Consider the following 21,786-nt stretch of genomic DNA (forward strand, 5'->3'; position numbering starts at 1 on the left):
GCCATGCAATGGAGTTATCGCTTCGTGAGTGGTTTTTTATTTTTAGCCAGTGTCGCGGGGATGGCATTTGCGTTGTATTTAGAGCATGGACAAGGGCTTGAGCCTTGTCCACTCTGCGTTTTTCAGCGTATAGGGCTAATTGGGCTGGGGATCATTTCCCTGATCGCTTTCCTGCATAACCCCATTTCAAATGCGTTTAAGCGTTTTTATGCTTTGCTGGGTACGCTTAGTATCCTCTGGTCCGCAGGGGTGGCAGCACGTCATGTCTGGCTGCAAAATTTGCCGCCCGATCAGGTGCCGAGTTGTGGTCCAGGCTTAGATTATTGGCTGGATACCTTGCCGTTAAAGTCGGTATTTGAACAGGTGCTGAAAGGTTCGGGCGAATGTGCCAAGGTTGACTGGACTCTGTTTGGACTATCTCTTCCGGTATGGTCATTGGCCTTCTTTACCGTACTTGCCTTGATCAGCCTGTGGCAACTATTGCGTCACTATCCAGGAATGAACAATAAAACAGCCAAGAAAAAATAAAGAGGTGTATAAAAAAGCCAACTGAATGTTGTAATGCTGATCAGTTAAGGAGTTTAGAAATAAACTCCTTAACTTTTTAGTGATTCATGGCGGAGTCTTACCATTTTAAATCAAACCCTTGCAGCTCATTTGTTACTTTGGTTTCGTCCAAAGTAACCAAAGGCATTTGTCATCCGCAAAACTCGTCAGCCACTATCAACTCGCAAATTTATCGCAGAAACAATCATTTTTTAATGTAGTCCGGCCTCAAACAGTTGCGGATGACTTTCCCACATATCAAATACAGTCATGAATTTAAAAAAGAAAATACCAGTCAATTTCTTAACTGACTGGCATTAAACCGAACGTTGGCTTTTTTATTTTTTACTTAAGTCAGTGCAATACCTGATAAATCTTCCAGCTGCATGCGGTATTCATGCACTTCTTCTTTGACCTGTTCATTTTGCGGCGGGTAGAACCATTTCACAATCTGTTCCGCCACACTGGAATGATAGTTGATTTCAAAATGACTTAAGCCATAAAAGATCGCTTTATGGGATTGTGGCACTTTCAGTTGAAAGCGCGGATTTGGATGTTCACCCAAAGCACTGTCTACACTGACCAGATAGTCCCCCAGCACCTTTAAGGTTCGGTTCTTTTTGTTTTCATATTCAATGGTGCCGGCAACCAGGTACGTATTAATATGTTTTGGCAGGGGAGCCGGTTTACGGTTGTCATCCATGCCGCCAATCCGGGCATGATTATGTTCCCAGTCATCATCGCGGACACTGCCATAGCGCAAATCCAGAATGCCATTGCTGCGGATATTGACAATATGCCGGATGATTTTCACAAAGGGAAAATGCCCGAGTTTGTCTTGCAGGATAAACCCGAAACGTTCCAAGACTGCACCATGGTGCGGAGAACCCAGACAGACCAGGTTTTCGGTCAGATGTATCCATTGATACATGTTCTGTTTACCGTAAAACAGGGCACTGCGTAAGACCAGACCACCCATGCTGTGGCCAATTAAATCGATGCTGGTAATACGCGGATTGCGACGAATCAGATCTTCTAGGGTGTGGGAAAGACTACGGCCATTGGCCGAGATACGACGTCCGCTATTGTAGTTCAGGTACAGCATGGTGTTATTGTCACGTTGTGCCAACAATTTTTCGCCTATACCGCCATATTGCGTGTTGCTCCAGTCCAGATGGTTCATGCACAAGCCATGTACAAAAATGACCACGCGACCGGATAAATCCCCTTTTTGCAGTCCACCATAGTGGTTATACAGCACCATCGGCAGTGCCATCGGGTTCTGGTATTTTAATAAATAATCACCCAGCACCCCGTTGAGCACCCCGACGAGAAAGTGCAGCGCAGGTGTTAGCGGCCTGTCATGTAATTTTGGATATTTTTCAATAATCTGACGTAAACCGGGTGCCAGTAAATAGTTGCCGTAGTTGAGCAGGGTGTCGAAGGACAGCTGGTACAGTTTGTCGATATAAGGAATTTTTTGCAATTTTTTCGAGCGTTGTTCACTCATGCCAAACAGGCTAATTAAAATTTCACGTTGAATCGCCTGGATCAGCTCCTGCATGACGTCGTTGAGACGTGTCGTCACCAATTGTGCGAGACCTTCCAATACATCAGCTTGACTGGGCGGTGTACGGTCCCATCTACAATAGGTTTCATGTAATGGGGTTAAACTCGGCATTTGATCCTGTCCTTTCTGTGACCATGTTTCCCATACTCTTTATTTTTTCTTGGGATCACGGTATAAACTCTTAGCTTTTCATTTTATATCGTTCATCTGGAACAGCTTTTACAATAACGTTGATTGAGCTTCGGTATTAATTTTTTTGTCTGACAATTTTGGTTATATCTAGATAAAAACAGATGGGTAGCTAAAACTCAGGTATAAAATAAATCTAGTTTAAATTTGGCAATGATACAATAAAAAAGCATGAACATCATTTATTTACATGGATTTCAAAGCAGTGCTTTATCCATAAAAGGCCAGCAAATTAAAGACTACTGTCAGCAGCAGGGTCAGAAGGTTCGGGTGCATCTGCCGGATCTTAATATGCCGCCCGAGCAGACAATGGCGCATCTAGCTGCCATGATTGAGAATCTTGACCAGGTCGTGCTGGTGGGGAGCAGTCTAGGCGGCTTTTATGCGACACAGCTGGTCGCAAAGTATGGCGTGCCGGCTGTTTTAATTAATCCTGCTATGCGACCATGGCAACTATTTCGTGACTTATTTGGCAGTGATCAGATTCCCTATGTGGTGAATGCTGAATGGACGCTGGATCATACCCATCTGGATCAGCTTGAGCAGATGGCAGTGCCATTTGTGCAAGATGCGGACAAAATTTTAGTGTTATTACAACAAGGGGACGAAGTTTTGGATTATCGTGAAGCACAGCGCTATTATAGCAATGCTTCACATCCGTCCATGCTGATTACCGAAGCAAATGGCAACCATGCGATGGAAAATTTCGCAGACAAAATACCGATGGCCTTACAGTTTTTATCGGATTGTATAAATTAAGGAAACAGTACAACGTGTCTCAATATACGGCTCAATCACTTGAAGTTTTATCTGGTTTAGATCCGGTACGTCGTCGTCCGGGTATGTATACCGATACCACTCGTCCAAACCATTTGGCGCAGGAAGTTATTGATAACGCTGTGGATGAGGCACTTGCCGGACATGCCAATAAAATTACCGTCACAGTGTATAAAGACGGTTCCCTGTCGGTTGAAGACAATGGCCGGGGGATGCCGGTGGATATCCATCCGGAATATGGCCAGAGCGGGATTGAAATTATTCTGACCAAGCTGCATGCCGGGGGTAAATTCAGTACCGATAACTACCAGTTTTCCGGCGGCTTGCATGGCGTGGGCATTTCAGTGGTCAATGCCCTATCTGACCGGGTGGAAGTCGAAGTTCAGCGTCAGGGCAACCTGTATAAAATGGCCTTTGAGCACGGTGAACCGGTTGCACCGCTTGAAGTACTGCAAGGTAAGGCACCTAAACGTGCGACCGGTACCACAGTACATTTCTGGCCAGAAGCCAAATATTTTGATTCGCCCAAGTTTGCTCTAAAAGCGTTAAAACATAATTTAAAAGCCAAAGCAGTTTTGGCGGCAGGCTTAGAGATCAACTATGTTGATCAAATCAATGATGAAAAGATCAGCTGGCAGTTCGAAAATGGTCTAGTTGATTATTTGATGGATGAGCTTGAAGACCGTGAAATCATTCCAAGTCCTGCTTTTGTGGCTACTGGCGAAGCTGAACGTGCCAGCGCCGAATTTGCGATTTGCTGGAATGCTGAAGGTGGCGAACAGATTCAGGAAAGTTATGTCAACCTGATTCCAACTGCGCAGGGCGGTACCCATGTCAATGGTTTACGTTCAGGGGTCACCGATGCCATGCGCGAGTTCTGTGAATTGCGTAACCTGTTGCCACGTAATCTGAAACTGTCTGCCGAAGATGTCTGGGACGGGGTGAACTACATTCTGTCGTTAAAATTTCAGGAACCACAATTTTCCGGTCAAACCAAAGAGCGCCTGTCGAGCCGTGAAGCCTCAGGCATTGTACTGAATATCGCCAAAGATGCTTTTGCACTGTGGCTCAACCAGAATTCAGACATTGCCATGCAACTGGCTGAATTGGCGATTGCCAAGGCAGGCCGCCGTTTAAAAGCGGCAAAAAAAGTTGAACGTAAGAAGATTGTTTCCGGACCTGCACTCCCGGGTAAACTGGCCGACTGTGTAGGACATACCTTGGAAGAATCGGAACTGTTTATTGTGGAAGGGGATTCTGCAGGCGGTTCTGCCAAGCAGGCACGTGACAAGAATTTTCAGGCAATCATGCCTATTCGCGGGAAAATCTTAAATACCTGGGAAGTCTCCTCCGATGAAGTTCTGGGTTCTCAGGAAGTGCATGATATTGCCATTGCGATTGGAGTCGATCCGGGCAGTGATGACCTGTCAGAACTTCGCTACGGTAAAATCTGTATTCTGGCCGATGCCGATTCGGATGGTCTGCATATCGCGACCCTGCTCTGTGCCTTGTTTGTAAAACACTTTCCGACCATGGTGGAAGAAGGGCATCTGTTTGTAGCCATGCCGCCTTTATTCCGTATTGATGATGGCAAGGATGTGCACTATGCGCTGGATGAAGACGAACTGGAAAGCATTCTGAAAAAATGCAAAAGTAAAAATCCGCAAATCACCCGATTCAAAGGTTTGGGTGAAATGAATGCCAGTCAGTTAAGGGAAACCACCATGGACCCAAATACCCGTCGTTTGGTACAGCTCGATCTGGACGACGCGCATTTTACAGCCGGTCTGCTGGATAAATTACTTGCGAAAAAACGCTCATCGGACCGTAAACATTGGTTAGAACAGAAAGGTAATCTGGCTGATCTGGTAGTTTAGTTTTTAAGTTAAATTATTATTTACATATAAAAAAGCCCTCAATTGCGGGCTTTTTTATATGTTTAAATTGAGTTGCATTAACACCAGATCACGCCATTTCCCAAATTTTTGTCCAACTTCTGACATATAACCTGTCTGCTTAAAACCTAATTTTTCATGTAACACAATTGATGCCTGATTTTCATGATCAATCGCAGCAACCATGACATGAATACGATTGTGCTGTGCATGTTCAATCAGTTTCAGCATTAAGGCTTTGCCCAGACCTTGTCCGATAAAGTCCGGATGAATAAAGACCGAATGTTCCACTGTATGTTTAAACCCGCTAATTTGACGGAAAGAAGAATAATCGGCATAGCCGGCGATGTGTTTAGTCTCTGAATGTTCAGCGACAAACAAAGGAAATTGTTGTTCAGTAAGGCTTTTAAACCAATTCAGAAAATCTTCTAACGATTTTTCCTGGTCATTCCAGGTTGCAGTACCATTTAAAATTTCAGCATTATAAATTTTCAGGATATGTTCTAGATCTTGTACTTGAGCGGGACGAATCAGAAAACCCATGAGCATATGCCGAACGACTAAATAGACTATGGATTTTAGAAATAAACCTGACTTTGAGCAATAAAAAAGCAAGACCGAAGCCTTGCTTTTTTATTGCTCAAAACGTGGTGCTTAGAAGTGGTATTTGACCAAAGCACTGACGTCGTTTTGATCAACGCCTTGAATACCAAATTTGTTGTTCCAAACTGAGTGTTCGATACCAACATATAATTTAGTTTTAGGTGAAATATGCTTACCTACATTCCATTTGTACTGGCTGGTCCAGTTCAGCTCGCTTGCTTGAGCACCTTTTTCAGCTGTTGACCAATCCAGGAAGGCATCTACCAGGAAATCTTCAGAACCCAATTTAAACGGAACTGCATAAGTGATCGTCATTTGATAATCATCTTTAGTTTTGTCGTTATCCGCTTTATAGAAGTTCACATTGGCATATTGGGTATATGGAATATCTAAAGAGAAACCTACACCATACAAGAAGTTATTAAACTCTTGGTTTTGATCGTATCCGGCATTGTGTTCCCAAGTTGTCGCAATAAGGACATCTTTAATTGGACCAAAAGAAAGATCTTTTCCAGATACTTCGCCTAAGCTTAAACGTGGCGCTAACTCGAAATATGTATTTTGTTCATCATTGCCATCCAATTGATGGTCAACAAAGAAAAATACATCCGAGTATTTAAGTTTAGCTGCATATTCTGCAGTCACGGTCGTACGGTCTTCAGTACCCACTTCATAGTTTTCACCATAAAGACCAGTTACGCTGAAGTCTTGCCATACCACTGGCGAAGCCTGTGTAAGTGCAGCTGTTGAAGCCAATGCACATGTAGCAAAAAATTGTGTAAATTTCATTAAAAATATCTCCCCCGAGAAGCAAGCAAAGCATACAGATTCTTTAGCAAAAATAAAGCCAAAATTGATCAATGGTTAAAAAAATAGTCTGCTTTTCTCAGAGTGCTCCTGATTAAAATCAAGACACCGCTTTGATACCTAAAAATACATGTTGATAAAAAAAGTAAAGCAGTTTGAAGAAGGCATTTTATCCGCAAACAAATAATATGATATTTATCAAATTATTTAGAGGGAAAGTCAAATTCCTTATACGTTATAGGGTATTTAAAAAAAATATCAAAATACTACTTGCATAAGCTTCACCTAGACCCTTATATTCAAAGCATAAGGACACGAATCTGCAGAGTTAAAAGTGTTCATCATTCAATGTGGAGGAACTCGTTCCAAACTAGGTTGAAGATGCTCAGCGCTGTTGTTAACAGCAAGGTGAAACGTGCCAAGATAAGAAGTTTTGCACAAAAAAAGATTTGATGAATAAAGAGGATGAAATTATATGAACATTGAAATTCGTACCGATAAAAACATCCAAAATAGTGATCGTTTAATTACTTATGTTCGTGCAGAACTGAATGCTGAATTCCAACGTTATAGCGAACGTATTACCCATTTCTCGGTTCATTTTAGCGATGAAAATGGTCCAAAAGGTGGTGCAGATGATATTCACTGCATGATCGAAGCACGCCCGGCAGGTTTGAAACCAGTAGTGGTGAACCATCATGGTCATAATATCGATACTGCCATACATGGAGCCATTGACCGTTTAAAACGCAGTTTGGAACATCTATTTGAGAAAATAGATGACCCTCGTGCCGCAGTGCCGGTACTTGCTGAAACTGCAGAAGCCAGTGATGTGGACGATGTAAATGATTAAGCAACATCTTGCTTAAAGAAAAAAAAGCTCTTCGGAGCTTTTTTTATGGGCGTTTTAATGCGCTATTTGGGACAGGGCAACAGAAATAAAAAATATACTCTTTATACATTTAGCTAAAACAAATGACAGTTTATTCGGCATAATAGTTAAAAAATGATTGAAGAGTATTTTCTCCATGTTAACAGCACAACAACAAGTCTTTGTACAGGCAATAGAAGAGCTGGATCTTGCTCAGGTACAACGTCTTTTGGCAGAAGGTCTCGATCCGAATTTTATTGATCTGGAAAAAGGTCCGGCCATTTCTGTCTGGTCCGATGGTTTGTTCCACTGGTGGGAGCATATTTGCGAAGCTTATGAAGCCGGTTCACCTTTATCTGAACAAGAAAAACAGCAGAATCTGGCAGTTCATCTTGAAATTTTAGAGGCGCTTATTCAAGCCAAAGTCAATTTACATTTATGGGATGCCGAAGAACTGTATGGTCCATTATGGGATGCTGCCAGCTCCGCCTGCGTGCCTGCAGTGCAACGTTTACTGGATGAAAAAGTAGATCCTAATACCAAAGATGAAGATGGTCAGACCATATTATCTTCGATTAGTGATTTATTCTTTGATTGTGACTTTGATGAAATCAACTGGTCAGAAGCATTGGCCGAAGAAAAGCAAACTTTAGAGTTGCTCCGTAGTTATGGGGCTAAAATGACTAAAGAATTAACATAATTAGTGAGACAACCATGTCAGTCGTAAAAACAGTAAGTTTCATTTTTGCAGCGGGTTTCAGTATCAATGCGATGGCTGCCGATTTTTCTTTTGACCGTCCAGGTGCGGGAATCGGCACTGGCATTACGCCCGTCGGTCAGCTGGCATGGGAACAAGGCTTACCTAGCCTCAGCTATTCAGAAAGTAGAGATGAAACCGGAATTAAAGTTAAAAACACCACTTTAAATGCCGACATGTTGTTACGTACCGGTTTAGCTCAAGATCTTGAATTGCAGTTGGGCTGGCAAGGTCCATCCTGGTCAAAAACCAAAGCAGCGGGTCAGTCTGTTGAAGAAGACGGTTTGGGCGATGTCAGCATTGGGGTGAAAAAGGCTATTAATCTGGATGATGAAAAGCTTTCTATGGCCATTTTAGCTGAAGCGATTCTTGCGACCGGCAATGATGCGTTTAGCAATCAAGATGATATCTACAGTCTGACTTCGGCTGTGGCGTATAATTATAGTGATGTAATTCGTACTTCCATTACCATGCGTTATGAAGCACAAAACAGCAATTGGGCTGTGACTGCAATCCCGAACATTGAATATAAAATTACCGATAAATTGTCCGGTTTTTCTGAACTGGTCTATCGTAAAGCTGAAAGTCAAGACTATGAATATGCACTGGGTTCAGGACTCATTTATGCACTGAATGAGCGTGTGCAAATGGATGCCAGTATTGGTGTGGACTTAAATGGTCGAGATAAAAGCTATCAATCAGGTTTGGGTGTTGCATTCCTATTTTAATTAAAAAAAATAAACTGATATGAAAAAGCATCTTCAAGACATGAGTTTGTGGTTTCGGTTCGCTATATGCGGATTGATCGGTAGTGTGATTGTATTGTGCTCCATGACACTGCAGGCGCAAGAGCAATTGCTTGCACCCGAGGATGCTTTTTCTTTTAGTGTTGAATCCAGTAGCACACATGAAGCCCAACTCAACTGGACGATTCCAGATCGCTATTATTTATATCAGCATAAATTTGAAGTCCGGCAAGGGACGCAAAAGCTGGCTTTAAAATTGCCGCCAGCAACCGATTTGCATGATGAAAATTATGGCCATACCCAGGTCTATTTTCACAAGGTCCAATTCACGGTTCCCACCGAAGCCTCAAAAACCTATCAGGTGACGTGGCAGGGCTGTGCCCAGGACCGGATTTGCTATCCACCGCAAACCATTGAGTTTCAGACCGATATTGACGGTTTGGTGCTGTTACAAAATCAGGCCAGAGCAAGCAAGCGTCTGCGGGATCTTTCAACATCTTCAAACAGTTCTGTAACTGGTCAAAACACTTTGAGTGCTGAACAGAATAGCATTCAACCGACAGCAAAGCCCGTCATACGCGATACTGCAAAAGATCAAATGTGGTCGGAAACACTGGCTGAAAGCTCTTTGCTGTATGGCTTATTGCTGTTTTTCGGTTTAGGCATCTTGTTGGCCTTTACGCCATGTTCATTACCGATGCTGCCGATTTTAACTTCGCTGATTGTCCGCGACAGTAAAGGGCTGAAAGCCTGGATGATTGCTCTGGTGTTTGTCTGCAGTATGGCCATGGTCTATGCGGTTTTAGGCTTAATTGCTTCATCTGCTGGTTTGAATTTTCAGCGCTGGTTACAGCAGCCTTCCACCCTGATTGCTTTTAGTGCGTTATTTGTTTTATTTGCACTAAATTTATTCGGTTTATTTGAAATTAAATTGCCCCAAGCTTTGGTCAACCGCCTCGATCAGGCCCAGTCGCTACAAAAAGGTGGCAGCCTGATTGGGGCAGGTGTCATGGGGATGATCTCGGCACTGCTGGTTGGACCCTGCATGACCGCACCTCTAGCCGGGGCACTGTTATTTATTTCCCAGAACCAAAGCCAGTGGCAGGGAGCACTCTTGCTGTTCACCTTGGGTTTTGGCATGGGAACGCCCTTGCTTCTGGCCAGTGTACTGGGTTCCAGGGTGTTGCCTAAAGCAGGGTTGTGGATGCACCAGATTAAGGTGCTGTTTGCCTTTATCATGCTAGCCTTGGCCCTATATTTTATTCGTCCGCTTATTTCTGAGGCCTGGCTGCAATGGGCAGGCTTAGGTTTAGGCATTGCTTTTATTGCGTATATCCTTTTTCGCATTCGGCAACAGACCCCGCTGAGGGCTTTATATGTACTGGTATTACTCGTGGTGATGCCTTATCTGGCTTATACTCAATATCAACACAGCCAGCGGTTTTTTATCGGGCAAAGCACGACCCAGGCCACTTGGCATGTGGCAAAAACAGCGAATGAATTTCAACAGCTCTTAAGTAGTGTGCCCTCCAATCAGCCGATTATTATTGATGTGTATGCAGACTGGTGTGTGGCCTGTCAGCCCATTGAACATCAGGTGCTAAAATCGGCTCAAGTCCAACAAGCACTTGCGCCGTATTTTCTGATTAAACTGGATTTGAGTAACTATGATGCAACGCATCAGGCCTTATTGAATCAATGGGATATTTTAGGGCCGCCCACCTATTTATTCTTGGATGCTAAGCAGCAGGAAATTCGTGGTTTACGTCTAACCGGTGCTTTTAGCGAGGCTGAATTACTGAAACAGCTCGATTTGTTTCAACAGCATATAGGACCATAATGTGATGTATCAGCTCTATATAGCCAATAAAAATTATTCCAGCTGGTCAATGCGCCCGTGGCTGGTGTTACAGGCTTTTCAGTTGCCTTTTCAGGAATTCATGATTCCGTTTCCCGCAGAACGCAACACCGGCACATTCAAGCAGGATGTATTGGCCATTAACCCCAATGGGAAAGTCCCGGTATTGATCGATCATGACTTGATGCTGTGGGATTCGCTGGCGATTTGTGAATATCTGGCAGAACGGCACCCCAATGAGCATTTGTGGCCACAAGATGTCAAGCAGCGTGCGCATGCACGTTGTATTGTGGCGGAAATGCATAGCGGATTTTCAGGTTTGCGCAATGCCTGCGGCATGAATATCCGAGCCCATTTAGCCGATGTGGGTAAGCGTTTATGGCAGGACAATGCCGAGCTTAGGCAAGATGTGGCACGGATCGAACAGATCTGGTCAGAACGTCCAGAGGTGAACGGTTTTTTATGTGGTGAATTTTCAATTGCCGATGCATTTTATGCCCCGGTGGTGACGCGGCTTATGACCTATGCCTTACCGGTCAGTGAGTCGACACAGCAGTATATGCACACCATGCTGCAACATCCGGCCATGAAACTGTGGATGGAAGGCGCGTTGCAAGAACAAGCTTGGGTGAATTATTTAGAGTCGTATCAACAGCAGCCGCTTTAGCAGGGCTTGGGCTCAGTAAACAACTCTGCCTGATAACACTTGACCTGATTGCGTCCGTAGCCTTTGGCTGCATACAGAGCCTTGTCTGCCCGGCTGAGCAATTGTTGCGAATTGAGTAAGGGACTGGATAGTGCAATGCCAAAACTTGCGGTGATCGGAATGATCTCTCCCGATTCACTGCATAAATGAAGCTGTTGAATGGCCTGACGACACCGTTCAGCAATAATTTGTGCCTGTTCTAGAGAAGAATGATTTAAAATAAGAAGAAATTCTTCTCCACCAAAACGGCCCAGCATATCGCTATCTCGAATGATTTGAGAGAGTGCTTGACTGACCTGAATCAGGGTTTCGTCGCCTTTATCGTGCCCGTATTGGTCATTAATGCGCTTGAAATGATCCAGGTCAATTAACACCAGTGCATAAGATTCATTGGGCTTGCGTTCTAGTTTTTCCAGACAATTGTTGATGCTGCGCCGGTTAAGAGTATTGGTCAGTGGGTCAACCTGACTTAAATGCTGAATCAGTTTTTCTCGATGCCGCCATTGGCTAAGTAAAATTTCAAATAAAATTAAACAAGTAATAAGAATTGGTACAATGAAATACATCATTGTCAGCACCCAAAACATATTCTGGTAGGGTTGGGTGTGAAGATTAAACAACGGACCGTAGCTGATTTGACCTTGCAAGGCTAAATACCCGCAAACCAGTAAAAATAATGTGGCCGGGATAAGGGCGAAATAAACGATTTTACGGTTAAACAGCACCAGGCCCACCGTGAGCAGACACATGTAAGTGATCATGGTGGCCGGACTGAGTACGCCGATCACATAACCATCACGACATAAAGACATGACCAAAATCCCCACGGATACATAGGGTAGGCATTGCTGTACCCAGGCTTTTTTACGCCATGCCGAACATGGGTAAATCAGCGCAATAAAGACGGTCAAAATCAGGATATTCATTTCCAGCTGTAGTTTGAGCAAGGGTAAATTTACCCAAGGCCAGACTTCAGGAGATAAAAGCACAAAAACTTTCCAGATAATCCAGATCATATGCACTGAACTTCCTAAAATCAGCATCAAAATGCATTTATTCAGGACACTCCAATTCATTACACCCCCATCTTCTAACAGGTATTTCGCAATTTTTTCTTTGAATGAGAAGGCATGATTTGGTGAAAAGATTGGCTTCATTCGATAAATATAATCCTTGATTGTCTAAATCATGAATTAATGTGAAATAAGTAGATTTATTTTTAATAATTCACAACATAGCACGTTTTTTCAGTAATGGTAATGGTTGTTTTTTGTACTTTTTGGTCTAAAAAGTACTTTTAGCTGAATTATTGTTGTATTAAATATGGAACGTTGTGTTGTATATAAACGTATTATTCTATTTTTAGTGGTCGATTAAAATGCCTACATTGAATAAATAAAGATGAAGGTAACAGGCATGAAAGTTTTACATATCGATTCGAGTATTTTAGGTGATGCTTCTGTTTCACGCCAATTAAGTCAGGCGATTGTCACTCAGTTGCAAGCCAAGCATGCAGATGCGACCGTAGAATATCTGGATTTGGCACAACAGCCCATTCCACATTTAACCGCTGAAATTTTGATGGGGCAAGATGCTGAACAGGCAGCCTTAGGTGAAAAAATTATTCAGCAATATTTGGATGCGGACGTGGTTGTAGTCGGTGCAGCAATGTATAACTTTGGCTTGCCGTCTACGCTAAAAGCTTGGATTGACCGGATCAGTGTGGCCGGTAAAACCTTTAAATATACTGAAAATGGTCCTGTTGGTTTGGCTGGTGAGAAAAAAGCCTATATCGCCAGCAGTCGTGGCGGCGTGTATGGTGAAAATAGCCCGGCAGATTTTCAGGAAGGTTTTTTGAAAACTGTATTTAATTTCACCGGTGTGAACGATGTCGAAATTATTCGTGCAGAAGGTGTCAATATGGGTGCAGAGTCAAAAGATCAGGCAATTGCCAGCGCTTTAGCTCAGGTGCAAAGCCTGTAATGTGAAATCATCCTATCCATGATTCCTCTTGGGTCAGCTTCGGCTGACCTTTTTTATGGAATATGGTTCATTGCGGATTAAATTTAGCTTTGATCCAGTGCATGGGCAAATTCAGCCAGATCGGCCAGTGCCTGTTTGGCTTCATCAAACCACGCATGGAACATCTGAAAATTGTGCCACATGCCGGTATAAAGTTTAAAAGTCACTTCAACATTGGCCTGTTCTGCTTTTTCTTTAAAGCGCTGTGCATCATCCAGCAGAATTTCTTTCGATCCTACTTGTACCAGTGTAGGAGGTAATCCGGTTAAATCTGCAAACAGGGGAGAAATTGAGGGATGTGATTTATCCATCGATTTAGGGACGTAATAATCAATTCCGGTTTCTAAGGTTTCAATGGACAATAAGGCATCGTGTTTCTGGTTATAGCGTAAGGATTCACTGGTCAGGGTTAAATCTAAAAAGGGTGACAATAGCATCAGACCGCTGACCTGGGGCAGCTGTTCATCACGAATTTTAAGTGCCAAGGCTAAAGCCAGATTGGCACCACAGGAATCCCCGGACAAGATAATATCCTTGGCTTGTATGCCTTGGTCGAGCAAAATATTGTAAACATCAAACAGCGCATCCAGCGCTTCAGGAAAAGGCTGTTCAGGCGCGAGAGGATAATCTACGTGCAGCGCTTGCATTTGAGTCCGTGCCACCATGTCGGATACAAATGCCCGATGGGTATTTAAGGATCCTAAAAAGAATGCACCGCCGTGAATATGTAAAATAAGCTGTGTGGCCTCATTGTGAGGTTTGATTTCTTCAGCACGTAAACAGGCAAGACGGATTGGGCGAATACTGACATTTTTATTCTGCGGAAATAGACGGCACATTTGTTCAATGACAAAGCGTGCTGAATTTGGAGGTAAGTTAAACTGGCTTGGCAGACGGATGGTGGTTTTTAAAAAACTTTCTGTAATTAATTGTTTCCATAACGGATTTATCTTCATGTTTTTTCCATCTTGTTATATCTTTTGGGGGATAACTGGTTGTTTACCAATTCAAGTTACAAGATTACACTAAACGGTCACACGGAAGAATTGCAAATATGTTGTGACTTTTTAATACTAAGGCCGTCTACACTAGACTAGGAAACGAAAAAAAATGAAAAGAATTGCTCTTGCATTAGGATTGCTCGGATTAACAGCTTTGGCAAATGCTGCTGATCCTTTAAATGGAACAGTTTGGAAAACGATTGACGATAAAACAAAACAACCCAAAGCAATCGTAAAATTTACTGAACAAAAAAATGGCACATTGTCTGCGAGTATTCAAAAAGTTTTGACACCGGGCGAAGAACAGGCATGTAAAAAATGTGAAGGTCCATATCATAATAAATCTTTAAAAGGTTTAAAGATTGTTCACGGTCTTAAAAATGTCGGTGGTACAAGTTATGAAGAGGGTACTATCCTTGACCCTTCTTCAGGCAAAACCTACAAACTCAAAGGTGAACTGGCAAATGGCGGTAAAACGCTCGAATTACGCGGTTTTATTGGCGTATCTGTTTTAGGCCGTAACCAGACTTGGGTTCGCGCAAACTAAGTTTGCCTAGCCTAATGGATAAAACAAAAAAAGCCTGACAATCTCAGGCTTTTTTAATGCGGATGGTGCAGGAGGCTTACTTTAATGCCCGATACGCTTCTTCATCAAAGCCGACGATATAACCAGAAGCAGTTTCAAGCACAGGACGTTTGATTAAGCTGTTATGGCAGGTGAGCGCTTCAATGAGATTTTCTTCACTGCTTAAAGCTGTTTGTTGTTCCGCTTCGCTCAGTTTGCGCCAAGTGGTGCCTTTTTTATTCAGGATGACTTCCTGACCTTTGGCATCCAGCCATGTTTTTACCGTTTCAGCAGCAATGCCTTGTTTCTTGTAATCGTGAAACTCATAGGCAAGGCCAAGTTGATTAAGCAGGTCAAAGGCTTTTTTCATTGAATTACAGTTTTTGATACCATAAATCTTCAGCATAGGTGAATTATTCCATTTGCTATTCTTCAATAGCGTAACGAAAATCCATCAGAAGCTCTAGAGTGAATTAAATGATTAAAATTAAAAAATTCAGCTGTCATTAAACTGACATTTAGATTTGTAATTATAAAACTATAAATAAGAACCATATGATTATTCTAAATATATAGAAAATAGAAAAAATATAGAAATAGAAAAGAAAAAATAAAGATAACGAATAGAGAAAACCCGCATTCAATCATCCTGATTATGCGGGTCTCATTTCAACGTCCATTGTCACATCCTTGCAAAATAAGCTACCGAAGTGCTTTATTCTGTTTCATCCTACGGCATCCTATCCCTTTTCAGTCATCCTGACTTATCCCTGTGCCGTGCGACAATAATGCACTTAAAAGATCTATATAAAAAGCAACAAATTCGACATCTTTTGTAATCTATAAGCCTGTATTGAGTGAACAATAGTTCACTCAATGCGCATTATGGACTATATTTTATAATCAATAATCACCGGTGCATGGTCGCTAAACCAGGTCTCCTTATACACCCAGGCATTGACAGTACGGGCTTTCCAGTCTGGTGAGCAGGCTTGATAGTCAATGCGCCACCCGACGTTTTTGGCACGCGCCTGTCCGCGATTAGACCACCATGAATAAAGTTCGGCTTCCTTGCGCACTTCACGGAAAGTATCGACATAACCCAGATCATCATAAATATGATCGAGCCAGGCGCGTTCATGTGGCAGGCAGCCTGAAGATTTCTGGTTGCCCGACCAGTTCTTGATATCAATGCGTTTATGCACAATGTTGTAATCACCGCAGACGATGATCGATTTATTTTCATCCCGCCATTGTTTTAAGATGTCTTGATACTGATCCAAAAAGTGATCTTTACGGGCTTGTGCTTCTTCACCGGATGAACCTGAAGGCAAATACAGCGAACAGATGTATACCGGCTTGTCTAAACCGAGATCAAATTCGGCAGCGATAAAGCGCCCTTGAGAGTCGGCCAGTTCAAAGCCTAAACCATCTTTTACGGAGACAAAAGGTAGGCGACTATAAATGGCGGTACCGGCATAGCCTGCACGTTCTGCCGGGAACAGGTGCGTGTACCAGCCTTCAGGTCTAAATTTTTCAGTCCACTGCGCATGGGTGATCCGGCTTTCCTGCATACAAATGACATCGGCATCTGACTGTTCCAGCCATTCCAGCAAGCCTTTGGTCACTGCTGAACGCAAGCCATTTACGTTAATTGAAACGACTCTTAGAATTTTTTGATCACTTGGATAGCTACTCTTTGGTATCATGCGCAAGTCTTACCTCTATTTATGAATTTTGGAGCACCTCATGACGTCGCAAGCGACTTTTAACCCTCAAGCTTTTATCGAACTTGCATTATCACGTGGTGTGCTTAAATTTGGTGAGTTTACTTTAAAATCGGGTCGTGTGAGTCCTTATTTTTTTAATGCGGGTTTGCTCAATGATGGCGAGGCGTTAACGCTACTGGCTTCAGGCTATGCAGACAAATTAACGGCATGTGACAATGTCGAAGTGATTTTTGGCCCGGCTTATAAGGGTATTCCATTTGTTGCTGCGACTGCCGTGGCATTGTCACAAAATCATGGTGTAAGTGTACCTTGGGGCTTTAACCGTAAAGAAGCCAAGGATCACGGTGAAGGCGGGGTGCTGGTTGGCGCATCGGTTGAAGGCAAAAAAGTCTGGATTATTGATGATGTCATTACTGCAGGTACAGCCATTCGTGAAGTGGTCACCATTCTTAAAAATGCTGGTGCGCAAATTGCCGGAGTATTGGTGGCTCTAGACCGTCAGGAAAAAGGACAGGGCGAATTGTCTGCTATTCAGGAAGTTCAAAAAGAACTGGAAATTCCAGTTCATGCCTTGATTACCATGAAAGATTTGATGGATTTCTTGGAAGCTAAAGGCGAAAAAGACGCTTTAGCGAAAATGGAAGCCTATCGTGTAAAATACGGTATCTGATCGGTCAATGGTTAAAAAGGGAAGCCATGTGCTTCCTTTTTTGTCATTTTAAGAAAATAAGAGATAACTTAAAAAAATCGACTAAAAAAGTACTCAGGCTTTAAACAAAGCTCTAGTCATATTCATCTTTTGTTTGTTTTTAGGTTGAAAGAAGACGCCAATACATGCTATTGAAGTTGAGCACCGTTTTAATCTATACCCTCTAAACCGGTATTTATTTAGGGCTAAGACTAGAAGATTTAAGAGAGACTTACCCCTTTTGCTCAGGCTCCGTATACGGATAGCTCTTAAAATTTTGCGACAAAGAAAACCCGATTTTTCAGAGTAAAATTCCACTTTAAATTTATTCTGTATAAAAATATCTAATAAATTCATGATTAGTTAATAAATTATACAAAATGCATATTGTAAGTTAGTAAAAATAGATTATTTTTCATTCTATTTTATAAGGTACTGTGATTTTATACCCTAAAGGTATAAAATTTTTATAGATAAAAATGCTAAATTAAACAGTATTTTATTTTTATTAATAAATATAAAAAGACTATAAATTAAATTATAACTTATTTTTTGATAATAAAAGTGTAAAAAATGGAGGATTTTTCCAAAATAAATTACTGTAAACTTTGTCACATTTTTACACATTTTCAGAAATAAAATGGTATTTTTGTGATAGATCATTTAACCATTAAAATGATTTAATCGGCTTGCATAATAACAATAGATAAATATAAAAGGGATCTTCATTTAAACTTTGGCTCTCTAATTCTTTTTATAAAAAAGAGGCTCACAGAAGCGAAAAAGAATTAGAGAGTTAATATTAACTGAGAGTGAGTAGAAAATCTTAATACCAGATATTAAATGGATAAAAGTGTAACCTAAAACTAAAGAAGCTAAAATACAATGCGTCTTTAAAATAATTTTAATGGTCTTAATATATTAAAAAGGTGAGATTATGGCAAAAAAGTACAATAAATTTTTATCTGGATCTGCAGATTTTAATTTAGAAAATTCTCTGTATCACTGGATTACTCAAGTACATGCTCAATATATACAAAATGTTGATCATGCATTAAAGAAATATGGTTTAGATAATTCGCGCCGTCGTATCTTGCTGGCATTACAATCCAAAAATAAGGCTAGCGTATCTGATCTGTCGGAAATGTTGATTTCTAAAATGTCGACCACCACCAAAGTGGTCTATCGCTTAAAAGAAGAAGGATTAGTAAATACTTATTGTTGTGAAGATGATGCTCGAATTACGCGAGTATTATTAACAGATAAAGGACAACAAATGATTCAAAAAATTAATGATCTCAGCCTGGTCGTATTAGAACAATCTTTTGATGGCTTAACACCGCTACAAATTGAAAAAATGCTGGATAACCTGAAACATATTTTTAAAAATCTTGCCCCTTAAAATAAATTAAAGTGCATAGCTATTTAAATAAATTGCTCATGATTTTTTATTGTGAGAATAAAGAGGATTTTTTTTATATTAGAAATAAGTTAATCGTTATAATTTTAATAAAATTATGAAAGGTTATATTCTTTAAGGTTAATAAGGTAAATTTTTTGTTAAATAAAAATTAAACTGGTTGGGGTGAATATGATTGATGAAAATTTTATTTTTTAAATATTTTGATTTAAATTATCTGTACTTTATTATTTAAGCAGTTTTAAATTTCATAAGGTTAAAATAAAATTATTTTTTAAGATGGGGTAAATAAGATAGAATATTATATTCTGCATAAGTATTTTATTATTTATCCTTTATGGATTTATAATTAAATTGGTTCTTCACATTTCCTACACTCCAACATTATTCCTAGTTTCTCTTTTCGACCTTGTTCAGTTATCACCCATGGGCGGTTTTGCCAAGGCGGATTATGTCGAACATGCTGGGTATGGCCACAGGCCAGGTCTGCAACCCAATGGTTTTCTTCATCTAAATGAAATCCAAGAATCGCTTGTTGCATGAGGTACTCCTTGCCGCTTTCAAATGATTCGATACAAGCTTTATTAAAATTGAGAAAAAAGAAAGATTAAACTCCGTTATACTTTTCTCAAGTTAAAAATACATGAGCAGATCGATATGCGCGTACTTGTTGTGATGGATCCCATCGAAAATGTAAACCTGAAAAAAGATTCTTCTATGGCCATGCTGTGGGCTGCCAGCCGTCGTGGGCATGAGTTGGGTTATGCATTACAGCAAGATTTATATATCGATCAAGGTAAAGCCTTCGGTTTGATTTCACCCCTGAAAGTGTTTGAAGACTATAACCATTATTATGAATTGGGTGAAAAGAAAAAAGAATCGATTGCAGCTTATGACGTGGTGTTGATGCGTAAAGACCCACCTTTTGACATGAATTTTGTTTATACTACGTATATTCTGGAACAGGCTGAGCGTGAAGGGGCGTGGATTATTAACAAGCCGCAAAGCCTGCGTGACTGCAACGAAAAATTATTCGCCACCCAGTTCCCTGAACTTCAGGTTCCGACTCTGGTGACCTCAAATGAAGGGCTAATCCGCGAGTTTCTAAAAGAACAGGTGGATGTGATTGTAAAACCACTGGACGGGATGGGTGGTACAGGCATTTTCCGTTTGTATCAAGATGGCATCAATATTGGATCGACCATTGAAATGCTGACCAATAACGGTACCCGGCCGATTATGGCGCAGCGTTATATTCCGGAAATTGTTGAGGGTGATAAGCGCATCCTGATGGTAAATGGTGAGCCTATACCTTACTGTTTAGCCCGTATTCCGCAAAATGGTGAAGTGCGCGGCAACCTGGCAGCCGGTGGTCTGGGTCAAGCCCGTCCCTTAACTGAAAATGATAAAGCGATTGCGGCAAAAGTAGGCCCTTATCTCAGAGAAAAAGGCCTGATTTTTGTGGGATTAGATGTAATTGGCAATTATGTGACAGAAATCAATGTTACTAGTCCAACCTGTATTCGTGAGATTGATGCACAGTTTGGTACATCTATTGCCGACGATTTATTTGCTGTTCTGGAAACAGGTTTAAAAGTAAAAGCATAAGTCTGATGTTTATAAAAAAGAGTTCCTAAAATAGGAGCTCTTTTTTATTCTGTTTGATCCGTTCCTTTTCTTGCTTTTTATTTTGGGATACAAAGGGACTGGAATTTATGCATTGTTCAAAAGACGGGTCATAAAATTGCTTAAAAAATATATATTTTGCTCGATTATCAATAAAACTAGTTTAAACTTTAAAATCTGAAGAAAAAAACAATGAAACGCATGTTGAAAAAAAGTAAATAACCTTTCACGGTTATGCGTTTGTGATTACAATTGTTAGCTTAAAATCAAATTTCGTTATTCCTATTTTAGAATTGAAGAATTAGACTGTGACCGAAGCAACGCAAACAAAGCCGAAACATGTGATGATGATGGCTGCCGGAACCGGTGGGCATGTTTTTCCAGCACTTGCTGTTGCCAAAGAATTACAGCAGCAAGGAATTCAAGTGTCCTGGTTGGCAACGCCGACAGGCATGGAAAACCGCTTATTAAAAAATCACAATATTCCAATTTACCAGATTGATATTCAGGGTGTACGTGGTAATGGTGCTGTGCGTAAGTTATTGGCACCGTTTAAAATTTTAAAAGCTACCTTAAGCGCCATGCGCTATATGAAACAGCTGAAAGTCGATGCCGTAGCCGGTTTTGGCGGTTATGTGGCTGGTCCTGGTGGTTTGGCTGCCCGTGCCTTGGGCATTCCCGTGATTATTCACGAGCAAAACGCCATTGCAGGTTTTACCAATACCCAGTTATCACGTATTGCCAAAAAAGTGTGTCAGGCATTTCCCGGTACTTTTGCTGAAAGTGCAAAAATTGTGACTACAGGCAATCCGGTCCGTAAAGAAATTACTGAAATTTTAAGTCCATCCTGGCGTTACCAGGAACGTGAAAAAGCTGGTTTGCCGCTACGTGTACTGATTGTCGGTGGCTCACTTGGTGCGCAGGCATTGAATGAGCGTGTACCGGAAGCGTTAAAGCAGCTAAACGTACCATTGAATGTGTATCATCAATGTGGTCAAAACCATGCCGAGACAACCCGTGCCCGTTATGCTGATAAGCCGGCATCGTTGCAGGTGGAAGTCCAGCCCTTTATTGAAGATATGGCTAAAGCCTATGCTGATGCCGATCTGATTATTTGCCGGGCCGGTGCTTTAACCGTGACAGAAATTGCAACGGCAGGTGTGGCAGCTGTTTTTGTGCCGTTACCAAGTGCGGTCGATGATCACCAGACGGCGAATGCCAAATTTTTAGCCAAAACTGGTGCGGCAAAAATTTGCCCGCAAGCCACTTTAACCCCGGACAGTTTAAAAGAACTTTTAGTCCCGTTGATGAATCGCCAATTGTTGTCTGAAATGGCAGTCAAGGCACGTCAACAGGCTCAACCAGATGCAACCCAACACGTGGTTCGTTTAATTCAAGAATTGTAAAAT

22 protein-coding genes are annotated in these 21,786 nt (G+C 41.5%); 14 read left to right on the forward strand and 8 right to left on the reverse strand.

Annotation, left to right across the window (positions count from 1 at the left end):
- Positions 1–3: 3 nt before the first annotated feature.
- On the forward strand, positions 4–528 hold the full coding sequence (locus FTT87_RS02620) for a disulfide bond formation protein B (protein ID WP_086196563.1): 525 nt from the start codon (positions 4–6) through the stop codon (positions 526–528).
- 367 nt (positions 529–895) lie between these two features.
- Here the strand turns inward: FTT87_RS02620 and FTT87_RS02625 are convergent, their stop codons facing one another.
- Positions 896–2,227, reverse strand: a complete 1,332-nt coding sequence (locus FTT87_RS02625; RefSeq protein WP_180174307.1) for a hypothetical protein — start codon at positions 2,225–2,227, stop codon at positions 896–898.
- A 249-nt stretch (positions 2,228–2,476) separates the two neighbouring features.
- Here FTT87_RS02625 and FTT87_RS02630 point away from each other — a divergent pair, with 249 nt between their 5' ends.
- Both FTT87_RS02630 and parE read left to right on the forward strand, forming a co-directional pair.
- Positions 2,477–3,064, forward strand: a complete 588-nt coding sequence (locus tag FTT87_RS02630) for a YqiA/YcfP family alpha/beta fold hydrolase (protein WP_086196561.1) — start codon at positions 2,477–2,479, stop codon at positions 3,062–3,064.
- A gap of 14 nt (positions 3,065–3,078) precedes the next feature.
- Complete coding sequence (parE, locus tag FTT87_RS02635; RefSeq protein WP_086196560.1) at positions 3,079–4,959, forward strand: DNA topoisomerase IV subunit B; 1,881 nt, start codon at positions 3,079–3,081, stop codon at positions 4,957–4,959.
- Positions 4,960–5,013: 54 nt separating this feature from the next.
- On the opposite strand, the gene FTT87_RS02640 is transcribed toward parE, so the two are convergent.
- The gene (locus tag FTT87_RS02640) at positions 5,014–5,520 is read right to left on the reverse strand and encodes a GNAT family N-acetyltransferase (RefSeq protein WP_086196559.1); all 507 of its coding nucleotides are present in this window, start codon (positions 5,518–5,520) and stop codon (positions 5,014–5,016) included.
- A gap of 111 nt (positions 5,521–5,631) precedes the next feature.
- Positions 5,632–6,369: an outer membrane protein OmpK gene (locus tag FTT87_RS02645; protein ID WP_180174308.1), complete on the reverse strand. Its 738-nt coding sequence runs from the start codon at positions 6,367–6,369 to the stop codon at positions 5,632–5,634.
- Between the two features lie 493 nt (positions 6,370–6,862).
- Here FTT87_RS02645 and FTT87_RS02650 point away from each other — a divergent pair, with 493 nt between their 5' ends.
- From FTT87_RS02650 to FTT87_RS02670, 5 genes are all read left to right on the forward strand, one after another.
- Complete coding sequence (locus FTT87_RS02650; protein WP_086196557.1) at positions 6,863–7,240, forward strand: HPF/RaiA family ribosome-associated protein; 378 nt, start codon at positions 6,863–6,865, stop codon at positions 7,238–7,240.
- 175 nt (positions 7,241–7,415) lie between these two features.
- Entirely contained in the window at positions 7,416–7,958 is a 543-nt protein-coding gene (locus FTT87_RS02655; RefSeq protein ID WP_180043167.1) for an ankyrin repeat domain-containing protein, read from the forward strand.
- Between the two features lie 14 nt (positions 7,959–7,972).
- Positions 7,973–8,743, forward strand: a complete 771-nt coding sequence (locus tag FTT87_RS02660) for a transporter (protein ID WP_180082688.1) — start codon at positions 7,973–7,975, stop codon at positions 8,741–8,743.
- Between the two features lie 19 nt (positions 8,744–8,762).
- Positions 8,763–10,601: a protein-disulfide reductase DsbD gene (dsbD, locus tag FTT87_RS02665; RefSeq protein WP_180174309.1), complete on the forward strand. Its 1,839-nt coding sequence runs from the start codon at positions 8,763–8,765 to the stop codon at positions 10,599–10,601.
- 4 nt (positions 10,602–10,605) lie between these two features.
- Positions 10,606–11,286, forward strand: coding sequence for a glutathione S-transferase family protein (locus FTT87_RS02670; RefSeq protein WP_180043170.1), 681 nt, complete (start codon positions 10,606–10,608; stop codon positions 11,284–11,286).
- Here FTT87_RS02670 and FTT87_RS02675 read toward each other — a convergent pair.
- Complete coding sequence (locus tag FTT87_RS02675) at positions 11,283–12,482, reverse strand: GGDEF domain-containing protein (RefSeq protein WP_180043171.1); 1,200 nt, start codon at positions 12,480–12,482, stop codon at positions 11,283–11,285. The two genes, FTT87_RS02670 and FTT87_RS02675, sit on opposite strands and share 4 nt — an antisense overlap.
- 259 nt (positions 12,483–12,741) lie before the next feature.
- Here FTT87_RS02675 and FTT87_RS02680 point away from each other — a divergent pair, with 259 nt between their 5' ends.
- Positions 12,742–13,308, forward strand: a complete 567-nt coding sequence (locus FTT87_RS02680) for an FMN-dependent NADH-azoreductase (protein WP_086196551.1) — start codon at positions 12,742–12,744, stop codon at positions 13,306–13,308.
- A gap of 83 nt (positions 13,309–13,391) precedes the next feature.
- On the opposite strand, the gene FTT87_RS02685 is transcribed toward FTT87_RS02680, so the two are convergent.
- Positions 13,392–14,303: an alpha/beta hydrolase gene (locus tag FTT87_RS02685; protein ID WP_180044656.1), complete on the reverse strand. Its 912-nt coding sequence runs from the start codon at positions 14,301–14,303 to the stop codon at positions 13,392–13,394.
- Positions 14,304–14,457: 154 nt separating this feature from the next.
- On the opposite strand from FTT87_RS02685, the gene FTT87_RS02690 reads away from it, so the two are divergent.
- Complete coding sequence (locus tag FTT87_RS02690) at positions 14,458–14,895, forward strand: DUF2147 domain-containing protein (protein WP_086196549.1); 438 nt, start codon at positions 14,458–14,460, stop codon at positions 14,893–14,895.
- 76 nt (positions 14,896–14,971) lie between these two features.
- Here FTT87_RS02690 and FTT87_RS02695 read toward each other — a convergent pair whose 3' ends face one another.
- Both FTT87_RS02695 and FTT87_RS02700 read right to left on the reverse strand, forming a co-directional pair.
- On the reverse strand, positions 14,972–15,319 hold the full coding sequence (locus FTT87_RS02695) for a Spx/MgsR family RNA polymerase-binding regulatory protein (RefSeq protein ID WP_180044657.1): 348 nt from the start codon (positions 15,317–15,319) through the stop codon (positions 14,972–14,974).
- Positions 15,320–15,803: 484 nt separating this feature from the next.
- Positions 15,804–16,622 carry an exodeoxyribonuclease III gene (locus tag FTT87_RS02700; protein ID WP_180044649.1) on the reverse strand — a complete coding sequence of 273 codons (819 nt, stop codon included), beginning with the start codon at positions 16,620–16,622 and terminating at the stop codon, positions 15,804–15,806.
- 40 nt (positions 16,623–16,662) lie between these two features.
- Here FTT87_RS02700 and pyrE point away from each other — a divergent pair, with 40 nt between their 5' ends.
- Positions 16,663–17,313 carry an orotate phosphoribosyltransferase gene (gene pyrE / locus FTT87_RS02705; RefSeq protein ID WP_086196546.1) on the forward strand — a complete coding sequence of 217 codons (651 nt, stop codon included), beginning with the start codon at positions 16,663–16,665 and terminating at the stop codon, positions 17,311–17,313.
- 955 nt (positions 17,314–18,268) lie between these two features.
- Positions 18,269–18,733, forward strand: a complete 465-nt coding sequence (locus FTT87_RS02710) for a MarR family winged helix-turn-helix transcriptional regulator (RefSeq protein ID WP_086196545.1) — start codon at positions 18,269–18,271, stop codon at positions 18,731–18,733.
- A gap of 367 nt (positions 18,734–19,100) precedes the next feature.
- Here FTT87_RS02710 and FTT87_RS02715 read toward each other — a convergent pair whose 3' ends face one another.
- On the reverse strand, positions 19,101–19,292 hold the full coding sequence (locus tag FTT87_RS02715; protein WP_086196544.1) for a DUF3565 domain-containing protein: 192 nt from the start codon (positions 19,290–19,292) through the stop codon (positions 19,101–19,103).
- 116 nt (positions 19,293–19,408) lie between these two features.
- Between FTT87_RS02715 and gshB the strand changes: the two genes are divergently transcribed.
- Together gshB and murG are read left to right on the forward strand one after the other, a co-directional pair.
- Complete coding sequence (gene gshB / locus FTT87_RS02720; RefSeq protein WP_166170600.1) at positions 19,409–20,359, forward strand: glutathione synthase; 951 nt, start codon at positions 19,409–19,411, stop codon at positions 20,357–20,359.
- Positions 20,360–20,685: 326 nt separating this feature from the next.
- Complete coding sequence (gene murG / locus FTT87_RS02725; protein ID WP_180174310.1) at positions 20,686–21,783, forward strand: undecaprenyldiphospho-muramoylpentapeptide beta-N-acetylglucosaminyltransferase; 1,098 nt, start codon at positions 20,686–20,688, stop codon at positions 21,781–21,783.
- Positions 21,784–21,786 lie beyond the last annotated feature (3 nt).

The sequence above is a fragment of the Acinetobacter sp. YH01022 genome, from assembly GCF_013420235.1.
Taxonomy (GTDB): Bacteria; Pseudomonadota; Gammaproteobacteria; order Pseudomonadales; family Moraxellaceae; genus Acinetobacter.